Raw genomic sequence first — 12,369 nt, 5'->3', positions numbered from 1 at the left:
TCGGGGAAGCAGATGCCGGGATTCGTGGCCACTCGATGCGCCAGTCACTCCGAGGAGAGCCATGACCGCTGAAGGATCCGCCCCGACGTCGGTGCTGCTGGTCGGCCTGGACGGCTTCGGCCGCCAGCATCTGCTGAACCTGCAGCGCCTGGCCGCATCGGGCAAGGCTCGGCTGATCGCCGGCGCCAGCTACAGCGACCCCGGCCCAGAGGTCCGCGGGGACATCCCGGTGCACCGCACGCTCACCGAGGCGCGCGAGGCCGGGCACCGCCCCGACGTCGTCATCGTCTCCACGCCGATCAACACGCACCGGGACCTCGCACTGGAGGCGCTCGAGATGGGCGCCGACGTGCTGCTGGAGAAGCCGCCGACGGCGACCTTCGCCCAGTATGAGGAGCTGCTGGACGCCGCCGATCGGCTCGGCCGGCGCATCCAGGTGGGCTTCCAGTCGCTGGGGTCCCATGCCCTGCCCGCGCTGGAGGAGCTGCTGGCCGCCCCCCACGCCCCGGGTGCCATCGGACAGCTGCGCGCGGTCGGAGCCACCGGGCTGTGGCTGCGCCGGGAGGCCTACTACGCCCGCGCTCCCTGGGCGGGCCGACGGGTACTCGACGGCGTCCAGGTGGTCGACGGAGTGATCACCAACCCGTTGGCCCACGCAGTGCGCACCGCCCTGCACATCGCCGGCGCCCGGGACGCCGACGACGTCGCCCAGTTGGGCACCGAGCTGCTGCACGCCCACCAGATCGAGGCCGACGACACGTCCACCGTCTCGCTGCGCACCACCGAGGGAATCCCCGTGACCGCGGCGCTGACGCTCTGCGCGCCGGAGGACCACCGGCCGCCGTGGGTGACGATCTACGGCACAGAAGGCCACGCGGTGCTTTACTACACCGAAGACCGGCTGGAGATCACACCCAACCGGGAGGCGCCGTTCAACGCCGGGGAGGCCGGCAAGCCGCGGACGCTGGAGTTCGAGCGCAGCAACCTGCTGGAGAACCTGATCGACGTGCGCACCGGGGAGGCCGAGAGGCTGCTCTCCCCGCTGCGCGAGTCCGGGGCGTTCATGCGCGTGCTGGAGGCGGTCCGCACCGCGGAGGATCCGGCACAGATCGGCGAGGAGCATGTGGAGCAGGTGGATTCCGGCCCCGAGCGGCACCCGGTGATCCCGCATATCGAGGACTATGCCGCCCGCGCGGTGAAGGCCCCCTCCACGTTCTCCTCGCTGGGGGCACCCTGGGCGGCCCCCGCCGCCACGAGCGGTTCCCTGGCGCTTCCCGGCGCCGACGCGGGTGAGGCGCAGACCGTGGCAGAGCTGCGCACCGGCGACGACATCTCCCCCACCGACTCCCCACGGCCCTTCCTGGACCGGGTGCGCACGCGCGGCGGAGTGCTGGTCTCCGATCAGCAGCCGCTGGACCACACCTGGCACCTGGCGTCGGCGTCGCACTGCAGGATGTGGACGGCACCAATTTCTGGGGCGGGCGCACCTACACCCGGGAGGACGGCCGGTACATCTGGCGCGACGACCACGGCCGGATCGTCATCCGTGCGCAGCAGCTCGACGACGACGCGCACAGCCAGCGGCTGGCCCAGCAGCTGGCATGGATCGACCGCACCGGTGCCACACTGCTGCAGGAGGACCGCGAGGTCACGGTGACCGGCCGCGACGAACGGTCATGGATGTTGGACTTCCGCTTCGCTCTCGCACCGGCCGTGGACCGGGAGGTCTCGCTGGGCAGCCCCGGTTCCAACGGGCGCGCAGGCGGCGGCTACGGCGGCTTCTTCTGGCGGCTTCCCGCCCTGCGGGAGGCCGAGATCTTCACCGCGCAGGCCTCCGGGGAGGAGGATGTCCACGGCAGCGTCAGCGACTGGCTGGCGATCAGCGGGCGCTTCGACACCGCGCAGATCGCCCCCCATCTGGGGGCCGGGGAGGCCACACTGGTGCTGGCCTCCGCCGACGAGGACCCCTGGTTCGTGCGATACTCCGGCTATCCCGGAATCGGCAGGTCGCTGGCCTGGGACGCCCCCGTGATGGCTCGCCCGGGCGAGCCGGTGGCACGCCGAGTGCGGGCCGTCGTCGTCGACGGTCTGCTGGACCGTGCGGAAGCCGCCGCACTGGGGAGCAGACTGTCGGCAGAGCTGACCGCGACCCGCGTCTCACGATGAGTCCGCGCAGCGGGCCCGTGTGAGCGCTGATCGTCGCTCATCAGGGCCCACACCGCGGAGGCAACGCCGATCACCCCACCACGAGGAGGAGTATGACCCCCGAGCAGGAGTTCCACGCCAAGCACACACGGCTGACCGGAGTGCTGGAGGAGGTGGGCGCCGACGCCGTCGTGCTGGACACCGAAGGAGCGATCTCCTGGCTGCTGGCCGGGGCGCGGGTGCACATCAGCCTCGCCGGCGCCCCGATCCTGCGGGCCGTGGTGCACCGCGACGGCGTCTCGGTGGGGGTGTTCACCAATGAGCTCGCCCGCATCCGTGACGAGGAGCTGGCGCCGCTGGCCGCGCTGCTCGACGCCGGCACCGTGAGCCTGCACGAGCTGCCGTGGCACGCCGATGTGGACGACGTCGTCGGCGACTGCCGCAGGCCGCCGGCTGGACGCTGGTCCGGGAGGCGGGGGCGGCCCAGCAGCTCCGAGCGGTGAGAGCCTCGCTGCTGGACGTCGAGGTGGAGCGCTACCGGGCGCTGTGCCGGTCCTCCGCGAAGGCACTGACCGACGTGCTCTCCGAGGTCACCCCGGAGACCACCGAGCGGCAGCTGGCCGCCGCCCTGGCGCCGCGGATCATCGCCGCCGGCGCCGACCCGGTGGTGCTGCTGGTCAACGGTGAGTCCCGAGCGGCCCACCGCCACCCGCTGCCCACCGATGCGCCGCTGGGCCGCCGCGCCATGGCGGTGGTGTGCGCGCGCCGTCAGGGGCTGATCGCCGACGTGACCCGCTGGGTGGGCTTCGGGGGCGCCGTCACCGGGGAGGACGACCTGGATGCACGGATCCTCGGCGTGGAGGCCGACGTGTTCGCCGCGCTGCGCCCCGGAGCCCGTCTGGAGTCGGTGCTGGAGACGCTGCAGGAGTCCTATGTGCGGCATGGGTTCCCCGCCGACGAGTGGACGAAGCATCATCAGGGCGGGGCCGCCGGGTACCAGGGCCGGGATCCTCGCGTGGCGCCCGGAGTGCCGGACCTGATCCGGGAGAACCAGCCGTTCGCGTGGAACCCCACCGGTTGGAGCGCGGAGCTCGGCCTGGGCGCGAAGGTGGAGGACACCGTGGTGCTGCGCGCCGCCGGCGGCGGGGCCGCGGGACACGACAGCGGGCTCTGGATCGATGTGCTCAGCGTGGACGAGCGCTGGCCGACGGTGGAGGTCGCCGGGCTGGCACGGCCGGCCGTGCTGCGGCGATGACGCCTCAGTCGGCGTGCGCGCCGAGGCGATCCAGGATGTGTGAGTGGATCTCCTGCACGGTCGTCAGGAGAGCATCGACGTCGCCGGGCCGCTCTGAGAGCGCCGTGTAGTTCACCCACAGCTGGCCGTGGTCCGCGGTCACATTGATCTCGGTGCCTTCGTCCGTGGACCCCATCGCGACGCCGAGGAGCCCGTCCAGCTCCAGGTGTCGAGCGTAAGGATCCTCCTGGGCGTGGTTGATCACGGGCCAGCAGTCCACGGAGCGCTGATGCCAGGCCTCGTCGAGGTCACCGCCGACGACGGCCGGATACCCCTCCAGCGTGACCTCGATGACCTCCCCGTCCTCGCCCCGGTAGGTCTCCCAGACCCAGGAGTTCCCGGTGGCATCCGCGGCGTCGGAGGCTTCGAGGGCGTCGATCGTGTCGAGGATCGCCTGGCGGTGCTCGGCCATGGAGGCGGTGCACAGCGCCTCCTGCACGGGGTCGGCGTCGTCCGGAATGGAGGCCTCCCAGTCATCGAGGACGTCCTCCCCGGCGATCTGACTGCGCCAGTCCTCCCAGGTCCAGTCGGGGTCGTCCTCGGAGGCGTTCGGCTCCTCCAGGGTGTAGCCGTCCGGGACGTCCCGGCCCGAGGGGACCAGCGTCTCCAACGTCTCGACGTCCAGCAGGGCCTCCACCGTCAGGCCGTCGTCGCCCGGAGCGCGACCGTCGTCAGCAGGGTCCTGCTCGGCCGGTGCGATCGCGTCGGGATCGGCATCAGGGTCGTGCTCTCCCGGCTCCGACAACGTGACGCAGCCGGTCAGAATCAGAGGGACCGCGGCCACCAGCACCGCCGCCAGGCCGCTCGAGGAGCGCCCAACGTCAGATCCGTGGGGACCCCTCGTCTGTGTCATACCCATGGGAGGACCATAGCAACTTCACTCTCCCGGAGGCCTTTCGGCCGGCGCGACATGGGCGCCGTCGAAATCCCGGATCCGCGCGCTCTCCTGCGGCCGCGCCATGACCTCCAGCAGCAGGTCCGCGGAAGCGGTCCCGTAGGCCCGCGGCTCCAGCGCGACAGCGGTGATCCGTGGTTCACGCACTTCGTGGAGCTCGTCACCGGCGAAGGAGATCAGATCCACGTCCCGGCCGGCTCGAGCCCGAGGCCCTGCAGGATGCTCTGAGACTGGGCCGCGTACCCCTGGGCGCAGCAGACGATCGCATCAGCGCCGTCGCTCACCACGGAGCCGACCAGGTCGGACAGCTCCGGGATGCGCAGCTCCGGAGAGACCTCCACCACCCACGGCTCGACGTCATGCTCCTGACACCAGGCCTCATAGGCCGCGCGGGCCTCGAGCGCCCAGGAGGCGGGGAGCCCCTCGTCGATCCCGAGGAACACCGGGCGGCGTCGGCCGCGCGGAGGCAGCGTGGCCAGCGCCTCGCGCTGCAGCTCCTCATGACGCGCCCGGATCATGCCGGCCACCTGCTCCGCGCCGGCTCCGCGGTGACGGCCGACCGTGACCACCGGGACCCGGGCCCTCAGCAGAGCGGCGAGCACCGGATCCTCGGGCGTCGGGTCGAGCACGAGCGCTCCGTCGAGGTGGAAGCCACGCTCCTCGCCGCGGCCACGGTGCAGCAGACTGAGATCGAGGTCAGCCTCGCCGACGACGTCGCTGACGCCGAAGGTGAACTGCATGTAGAAGTCGAGCTCTCGCGAGCCGGCGGGCAGGTGGATGCCCACGGCCCCCGCTCGCTTCTGCCGCAGCGCACGCGCGGCCCGGTTGACCACGTATCCGGCCTCCTCAGCGGCGTCCCGTACCCGAGCCACCGTGGCCGGCGAGACCCGTCCGGTGCCGTTCAACGCATCCGACACTGTGGTCTTGGACAGGCCGAGCTGATGCGCGATCGCGACGATGGTGGCCTTGGACTCTGGCATCCCCCCATCGTAGGCGCGTCTCGCCCGGCCGCACGCGCGGCATCCCACGATGCCGCACCGGCACCGTCACAGCCTCCCCTGACCCTTGACTCCACCCGTCCCCCTCACTAACGTCGGGATCCAACAGCCATGAGAAACCGGTTTCTCAGCATGATGACGCGGATGGAGACCATGACGTTCACCCCCAGCTCTCGCCCTGGAGCACGTGCTCCCCGCGGACCCCGTCACCCCCGCGGCTTCGTCCCACGGGCCTCGCCCTGGCGGCCGTCGTCGGGCTCACCGCCTGCAGCGACGGCGGGAACGCGCAGGCGGACTCCGGGGACGTGACCCTGGAGTTCGCTTTCTGGGGATCCGACTACCGACTCCAGCTCACCGAGGAGATCATCGAATCCTTCGAGGCCACGCACCCGGGGATCACCGTGGAGACGGCCTACGGGGACTCCGGCTACTGGGATCAGATGGCCACCCGGACCGCCGCCGGGGACATGCCCGACGTCGTCCAGATGGACGACAAGTACCTGCGGGAGTATGCCGACCGCGGCGCCCTGCTGGAGCTCTCCGCCGTGGACGTCGACGGCCTGGACCCGGACATCGTGGACAACGGGCGCACCGGTGACGGTCTCTACGGCGTGACGATCGGCATCAACTCCTTCGCCCTGGTGGCCAACCCGGACCTCTTCGAGGCGGCCGGTGTGGACATGCCGGACGACACCACCTGGACCTGGGACGACTACCACCACCTCACGGTGGAGCTCAGCGACCACCTCGACGACGCCTGGGGCGCGGTCTCGCTGAACCAGCCCGGCGCCTTCCAGGTGTGGCTGCGCCAGCACGACGCCCACCTGACCACCGAGGACGGCGAGCTCGGCTTCGACGAGCAGCACGCCGCCGACTACTTCCAGTACGTCCTGGACCTCATGGACGACGGCGGCATGCCGCCGGCCGACGCGCTGGCCGAGGACATGGAGCTGGGCCCGGAACAGTCCCTGGCCGGGCTGGGACAGGTCGCCCTGAGCGGCTGGTGGACCAACGAGCTGCCCACGCTGGCCAATGCGAGCGGCGCCGAGATGCAGCTGCTGCGCTTCCCCTCGCAGACCGGACAGGCCGAGGACAGCGGCATGTGGTTCAAGTCCGCCATGCTGCTCTCCGCCTCGGCCGACACCGAGCACCCCGAGGAGGTCCGGGCGTTCATCGAGCACGTCATCAGCTCCGAGGAGGCCGGCCTGATCTCGCTGACCGACCGCGGTCTGCCCGCAGACGAAGACGTCCGCGCTGCCGTGCTGCCCGAGCTCGACGCCGCCGACGCACACTCTGCGGAGTTCGTCCAGGAGATCGAACCGGAGCTCGGCGAGCCGGAGCCGGTGCCGGCCATCGGCTTCTCCACGATGCGTGAGACCCTCTTCCGCTATGAGTCCGAGGTGTACTTCGAGCGTCTCACCCCGGAGCAGGCCGCCGCGGAGATGATGGCCGAGATGCAGACGGCCCTGCAGTGACCCCCGACCTCCAGTGACCCCCGAACCGGGGCGAGGCGCCTGAGCGGTGCGCCTCTCCCCTGGGCCGCCCCTCTGGTGCGAGAGGGGCGGCCCACCGTCCCGCCCGTACGATCCTGCGCGGTCCGGCCGACCTGTTCCGTCCGGCCCGGCAGGAGGAGAAGGACTCCATGGACCACCCCCGCCTGACAGCCCAGCTCGTCGAGACAGCCCAGCCCCCGACGCCCGCCGCGACTCATGAGACCTATCGCAATCCGATCCTCAACGCCGACTGGCCGGATCCGGACGCCGTCCGGGTGGGCGAGGACTATTGGATGATCGCCTCCAGCTTCAACCGGGCGCCGGGCCTGCCGGTGCTGCACTCCCGGGACCTCGTGAGGTGGGAGCACGTCACCAATGCGCTGCCCGCGGTGCCGCCGTCGGAGCATTTCGCCGTGCCGCGGCGCGGCGGAGGAGTCTGGGCGCCGAGCCTGCGGCATCACGACGGCGTCTTCCACATCGTCCACCCCGACCCCGACCATGGTCTCTTCGTCACCTCCGCGGAGGACCCGCGCGGCCCGTGGAGCACGCCGCATCTGCTGCTGCCGGGCCGCGGACTCATCGACCCGTGCCCCGTGTGGGCCGAAGACGGGAGGGCTTATGTGGTCTTCGGCTGGGCGCGCAGCCGCGCCGGGGTGAAGAACCGCATCAGCCTGGTGGAGGTGGACCCGCAGCTGCGTCGGCCGCTGAGCGAATCCCGGGTCATCATCGACGGCGACGCCATCCCCGGCTGCACCACCCTGGAGGGCCCGAAGATCTACCGCCGCGACGGCTGGCACTGGATCTTCGCTCCGGCCGGAGGGGTCGCCACCGGGTGGCAGTATGTGTTCCGCTCCCGGGACATCGCCGGGCCCTATGAGCACCGCGTCGTCCTGGAGCAGCACGACACCGACGTCAACGGCCCGCACCAGGGCGCCTGGGTCACCACGCCGGCCGGGGAGGACTGGTTCCTCCACTTCCAGGACCGCGGCCCGTTCGGCCGGGTGGTCCACCTGCAGCCGATGCGGTGGGACGACGACGGCTGGCCCCGGCTGGGAGAGCCCGTGGACGAGGTCAGCGGACGTCCGGTCCTCGAGCATCCGGTCCCCCACCCGGTGCCGCACCCTGGCTCCCTCGCGCAGCGCGAACCGTCCCGCAGCGACGAGTTCCGCAGCGCCGTGCTGGCACCACGCTGGCACTGGCAGGCCAACCCCGAGCCAGACTGGCTGCACCTGCCCGGAGACGGCACCGCGAGGCTGCGCGCCCTGCCCGCAGCCGGGGACGACCTCCGTCGCCACGGCGCCGTGCTGGGGCAGCAGCTGCCCGGCCGGGCGGGCCGGTGGACCACCCGCCTCCACCTGGAGGATCCCAGCCCCGGCGCCCAGGCGGGCCTGGCGGTGCTGGGAGACACCTATACCTGGCTCGGCCTGGAGCATCGCGAGGACGGCACCTGGCTGGTCTGCCGCACCGGCGGCGCGGCAGTTGACGCCGCCGTATCGGCAGACGCCTCGCCAGACGCCTCCGCAGCGGGCCCAGCGGAGGCGACCGTCGCCGAGCTGCGCGCCTCCGATGCCGCCGAGCTGGCCCTGACGCATGACGACGACGCCCGGATCACCTTCTTCTGGCGCCATCACCCTCAGGACCCCTGGCGCCAGGTGGACCCGGGCTTCACGGCCACGCAGGGCCGATGGATCGGGGCGGAGGTGGGACTCTTCGCCCGGCGCCCTGCTCCGCTGACCGGCGGTGCCCGCTCCGCGACGGGCACCGTGGGCCACGGGGTATTCTCGGCCGTGACGGTCTGCATGGACGGCAGGAGAGTGTGATGGGACGGGTGCTGAAGGACGGCCCCAAGATCGGCGAGGTCGCCGCGGCCGCCGGTGTCTCCCGGGCCACTGTCTCCCGGGTGATGAACGGGCAGTCCACCGTCGCCCCGGACATCGCCGACCGTGTGCGGGAGGCCGCCGCGGAACTGAACTACCGGCCCAGCACCCTGGCCCGCAGCCTGTCCCTGGGCCGCTCCAGCACGGTGGCAGTCGTCGTGCCGGATCTGCGCAATCCGATGTTCCATCAGGTGCTGCGTGGCGTCATGGACGCCTCGGAGGCGGAGGACTACCGCACGCTGGTGGCTGAGACGGCCGACCGCACCGCAGACGAGTCCGCCGTCGCCCAGGAGGCCCGGGCCCGCTGCGATGCGGTGATCCTGGTGAACCCGCGGATGCCGCAGGAGGCCCTGGAGGAGCTGCTCCCCCAGCTGCGCCCGGTGGTTCTGGTCAACCGCACCACCGCGCATGAGGACATCCCCAGCCTGGTCATCGACCACGCCCAGGGGATCCACCGGCTGGTGGACCATCTGGCCGGGCTGGGCCACCGGCATCTCGCCTATCTGCGCGGACCGGCCGGCAGCATCTCCGACATCCCTCGCCGGGAGGCGCTGGCGGATGCCGTGGCCCGCCGCCCCGAGCTGCGGGTGGACCACCTGGCCGGAGGGTCGACGATCGACGCCGGCTTCGAGGCCGCCGACCAGGTGCTGGCCTCTGAGGCCACAGCGGTGGTCGCGTTCAATGACCTGACTGCCTTCGGGCTGCTGGCGCGGCTCAACGAATCCGGGGTGCGGGTGCCCGACGGCCTTTCGGTCACCGGCTTCGACGACATCGAGCTCGCTCGCTTCGCCAACCCTGCGCTGACCACGGTCAACGTCCCCCACGCGGAGCTGGGCCGCCGGGCCTGGCAGCTGCTGGCCGAGGTGGTCGCCGGCGGGCCCGTGCCCGCCTCCGGCCGGCGCCCGAGACCTTCGTCCCGGAGCTGACGGTGCGCACCAGCACCGGTCCCGTGCCGCCCCCGCGCGCGCTCACCGCTCCCTCCACGGACCTCTCGGGCCGGGCCCACCGGCACGCTGACGACGACGGCGGGCCCCGCTGGTCCGCGCGCGGTGCCAGCTGGCAGCTGGAGCTCGGGGAGCTGGTCCTGGCCCACAGCATGGGCGGCGAGCGGATGCCCACGGTCCACAGCCCGCGTCCCCACCTGCACCCGGTGCGGAGCCTGCGCGGGCGCCTGCTTACGGACCGCAGCCCGGACGACCACCGCCACCACTACGGCGTCTCGCTGACCATCCCGGATGTGGACGGCACCACCTACTGGGGAGGCCGCACCTTCGACCCGGAGCACGGCCCGATGCTGCTGCCCAACCACGGGCACCAGCATGTGGACCACGCCCAGATGCTGCACCGCGGGGCCACGCTGCGTCAGGAGATCCGCTGGATCGACCAGGACCAGCGACCGCAGCTGCACGAGCAGCGCGAGGTCACCGGCGCCGGACTGGAGGAGACGGAGGCCTGGGCGCTGCGCTGGTCCTCCGCGCTGCGGGCCGAGCACGCTCTGACCATCTCCAGCCCGGCGGTGCGGGGCCGTCCGGGGGCGGGCTACGGTGGATTCTTCTGGCGGCTGGCCTCCGGGGACGAGGTGGAGGTCCTGAACTCCGCCGGCGCCCAGGACATCCACGGTGCGCCGGCGAGGTGGGTCTCAGTGGCCGTCCGTCACAGCGAGGACTGGACGAGCCTGGTGCTGGCCCAGCAGTCGGCGGACCCGGTCCCGTGGTTCGTCCGGGCCTCCGACTACATCGGCCTGGGCCCAGCACTGGCCTGGGACGCCCCGCTGGAGCTGGCATCCGGTGAGGTGTACCCGGTGGAGATGCTCGCCGTCGTCGTGGACCGCCGGGTCAACGCCGACGAGGTGGATCGGCTCCTGGAGCTCGGCGAGGGACGGGTGCAGGCGGCACGCAGCGCCTGACCCTCGTGGCCTCGGGGCGGCTCAGCCGCGCCGCAGCTCCAGGGTCATCGGGGCCTCGGTCAGCTCCACGGTGCGGCTGCTCGCCGCCGTCGGCGTGCCGCCACCCGCGCCCTGCGACGATGTTCAGCCACGGTGACGGCCAGGCCGCCTGGGAGCCGGGGCGACGGCGCAGAGTCGCCCGGGCCCGGTCCGCGTCCCATGCGAGCTCTTCGAGGGCCAGCCCCTCCGCCCCGCACAGGCCGGTGACGGCACCAGTGGGCCACCGCTCGGGCAGGGCAGGGAGCAGCACGGCCTGGCCGGGGCCGCTGGTCAGCAGCATGGCGGACACCACGGCGGGGAACCCGCCGGAGGCGTCGGCGTTGAGGATGGATCCGGGGTCATGGGTGGACATCATGCTGGGACGCCAGTAGTTGCCGGCGAGGGTGTGCACCACCCGCAGGGCCAGGTCAGCGTCACCGAGTCGGGCGGCCACCACGCCGAGTTCGCACAGGCCGAAGGCCATCTCCATGCTCTCCGGCGGGTCCGACTCTCGGTAGGCGAGCCGCTGCCGCACCGTGGTCAGGGCCGCAGCCCGCATCTCCTCAGCGGCGAAGGCCTCGTCCCCTTCCGTCCCGAAGGGGTACAGGTGAGAGGTGTGCCGGTGGTGCGGCTCATCCGGAAAGCCGGGGTGCGCCCACTCGGCGAGCGCACCCTCGGAGGTCAGCCGCGGCACCGGGAGGCTCTCCCGCAGCCCAGCCCAGTCCGCGGCGTGCGACTCGTCCCCCATCAGTCGGCCGATCCGCGTGGCCACGACGGCGGCATCGCGGATCGCGGCGATGTCGGAGGTGGCGTCCACGGCCAGCGGGTTCGCCGCCCCGCGCGGGGTGTTCTCCGGCGAGTAGCTGGGCACCAGGTGGGCGACGCCGTCGTGGTGGTGGACGGCGGTCTCGCAGCAGCGCATGACCTCCTGGGCGAAGGACCACAGCCACGGCAGAAGGGCCGTGTCCCCGGTGGCGGAGAACAGGTCCCAGCCCTGCCGCAGCACCCAGGGGCCGCCGCCGAGCCAGAACAGATGCGGGAATCCCACCGAGAAGTGGCTGGCGTGCCCGTGGGTGCTCAGCCGGGCGGGCAGCAGCACTCCCTCCGCCCCGAAGATCCGGCGGGCGTTCTCGCGGAACGCCGGAAGGTGCCGGGAGACCAGGCGCAGCAGACTCAGGCGCAGCTCCGGCATGCCGGTGGAGATCATCGAAGCGGTGGCGCCCAGCGTGACGTTGCCGTTGAGCGTGTAGTCCCCGGACCAGGCGGGCGTCCAGGTGCCCTGCCACAGGCCGGTCAGGTTCGGCGGCAGCATCCCCGTGGAGGAGATGACCGTGTGCCGGGAGGCGGCGTAGACGAGCTCCACCAGCGCGTCCTCGGCGGCGAGGTCGCCAGTGCGGGCGGCGGCCAGCAGCTCCTCCGTGGGCTGTGCGGACCACGGCCGCTCCCCCGTGTCCTGCCGTTTCCCAGCACCTTGCGGCTCCCCCGTGTCCCGCGTCGGCCCGAGCCGGAAGACGCTGCGGGCCGCCAGCTCCTCCCGTGGCGGGCTGGGCAGGGTCGTGCCGTCCAGCAGCGGGTCATGGGCCGGGGCGCCGTCCACGGTGACGCGCAGCTGAAGCCTGGCCGCGGAGCCCGCCGGCACCGGCAGCCGCGCGACGAGGCTTCCCTCACCGTGCAGCTCGGCGGCCGGCAGCGGGCTGACAGTGGTCTCGGCGGTCTCGTGCTGGTCCGCGGGGCGGCTCCGCC

Annotated in this window: 11 protein-coding genes and 1 pseudogene; 8 read left to right on the top strand and 4 right to left on the bottom strand. The window is 72.4% G+C overall.

The window, feature by feature from the left end; translation table 11 throughout:
- Window positions 1-61: 61 nt before the first annotated feature.
- From BCY76_RS20665 to BCY76_RS06095, 4 genes and pseudogenes are all read left to right on the top strand, one after another.
- Window positions 62-817: pseudogene (locus BCY76_RS20665) on the top strand (Gfo/Idh/MocA family protein); the annotation flags it as partial.
- A gap of 638 nt (window positions 818-1,455) precedes the next feature.
- Window positions 1,456-2,166 (top strand): DUF6807 family protein, encoded by a 711-nt coding sequence (locus tag BCY76_RS20295; RefSeq protein WP_336581995.1) that lies wholly within the window; start codon window positions 1,456-1,458, stop codon window positions 2,164-2,166.
- A 92-nt stretch (window positions 2,167-2,258) separates the two neighbouring features.
- Entirely contained in the window at window positions 2,259-2,648 is a 390-nt protein-coding gene (locus BCY76_RS19040) for a hypothetical protein (protein WP_237090007.1), read from the top strand.
- On the top strand, window positions 2,645-3,400 hold the full coding sequence (locus tag BCY76_RS06095; protein WP_237090006.1) for a M24 family metallopeptidase: 756 nt from the start codon (window positions 2,645-2,647) through the stop codon (window positions 3,398-3,400). The genes BCY76_RS19040 and BCY76_RS06095 overlap by 4 nt, the downstream gene beginning before the upstream one ends.
- Before the next feature lie 4 nt (window positions 3,401-3,404).
- On the opposite strand, the gene BCY76_RS06090 is transcribed toward BCY76_RS06095, so the two are convergent.
- The 3 genes from BCY76_RS06090 to BCY76_RS06080 all read right to left on the bottom strand — a co-directional run bounded on the left by BCY76_RS06090 (window position 3,405) and on the right by BCY76_RS06080 (window position 5,314).
- Window positions 3,405-4,184, bottom strand: a complete 780-nt coding sequence (locus BCY76_RS06090) for a hypothetical protein (RefSeq protein WP_237090005.1) — start codon at window positions 4,182-4,184, stop codon at window positions 3,405-3,407.
- Between the two features lie 132 nt (window positions 4,185-4,316).
- Window positions 4,317-4,520, bottom strand: coding sequence for a hypothetical protein (locus BCY76_RS06085; protein WP_070158888.1), 204 nt, complete (start codon window positions 4,518-4,520; stop codon window positions 4,317-4,319).
- On the bottom strand, window positions 4,511-5,314 hold the full coding sequence (locus BCY76_RS06080) for a LacI family DNA-binding transcriptional regulator (protein WP_085437350.1): 804 nt from the start codon (window positions 5,312-5,314) through the stop codon (window positions 4,511-4,513). The genes BCY76_RS06085 and BCY76_RS06080 overlap by 10 nt, the downstream gene beginning before the upstream one ends.
- Window positions 5,315-5,637: 323 nt before the next feature.
- Here BCY76_RS06080 and BCY76_RS06075 point away from each other — a divergent pair, with 323 nt between their 5' ends.
- The 4 genes from BCY76_RS06075 (at window position 5,638) to BCY76_RS19030 (ending at window position 10,608) form a co-directional block, all read left to right on the top strand.
- Window positions 5,638-6,807, top strand: a complete 1,170-nt coding sequence (locus tag BCY76_RS06075) for an ABC transporter substrate-binding protein (protein ID WP_237090004.1) — start codon at window positions 5,638-5,640, stop codon at window positions 6,805-6,807.
- A 167-nt stretch (window positions 6,808-6,974) separates the two neighbouring features.
- On the top strand, window positions 6,975-8,645 hold the full coding sequence (locus BCY76_RS06070; protein WP_083277304.1) for a glycoside hydrolase family 43 protein: 1,671 nt from the start codon (window positions 6,975-6,977) through the stop codon (window positions 8,643-8,645).
- Entirely contained in the window at window positions 8,645-9,628 is a 984-nt protein-coding gene (locus tag BCY76_RS19035) for a LacI family DNA-binding transcriptional regulator (RefSeq protein WP_237090003.1), read from the top strand. The genes BCY76_RS06070 and BCY76_RS19035 overlap by 1 nt, the downstream gene beginning before the upstream one ends.
- Window positions 9,629-9,630: 2 nt before the next feature.
- On the top strand, window positions 9,631-10,608 hold the full coding sequence (locus BCY76_RS19030) for a DUF6807 family protein (RefSeq protein WP_237090002.1): 978 nt from the start codon (window positions 9,631-9,633) through the stop codon (window positions 10,606-10,608).
- On the opposite strand, the gene BCY76_RS18020 is transcribed toward BCY76_RS19030, so the two are convergent.
- Window positions 10,538-12,369 (bottom strand): glycosyl hydrolase family 95 catalytic domain-containing protein (locus tag BCY76_RS18020; protein ID WP_201791087.1); only part of this gene is annotated, 1,832 nt, incomplete at its 5' end. The genes BCY76_RS19030 and BCY76_RS18020 overlap by 71 nt on opposite strands.

The organism is Nesterenkonia sp. PF2B19 (assembly GCF_001758425.2).
Classification (GTDB): domain Bacteria; phylum Actinomycetota; class Actinomycetes; order Actinomycetales; family Micrococcaceae; genus Nesterenkonia; species Nesterenkonia aethiopica.
This window is presented reverse-complemented; position numbering and strand designations above follow the sequence as displayed.

Excerpts from the sequence above, each read along its gene's own strand:
- BCY76_RS19040 (WP_237090007.1), top strand. The coding sequence starts at position 2,259 with ATGACCCCCGAGCAGGAGTTCCACGCCAAGCACACACGGCTGACCGGA.
- BCY76_RS06080 (WP_085437350.1), bottom strand. The coding sequence starts at position 5,314 with ATGCCAGAGTCCAAGGCCACCATCGTCGCGATCGCGCATCAGCTCGGC.
- BCY76_RS06070 (WP_083277304.1), top strand. The coding sequence starts at position 6,975 with ATGGACCACCCCCGCCTGACAGCCCAGCTCGTCGAGACAGCCCAGCCC.
- BCY76_RS19035 (WP_237090003.1), top strand. The coding sequence starts at position 8,645 with ATGGGACGGGTGCTGAAGGACGGCCCCAAGATCGGCGAGGTCGCCGCG.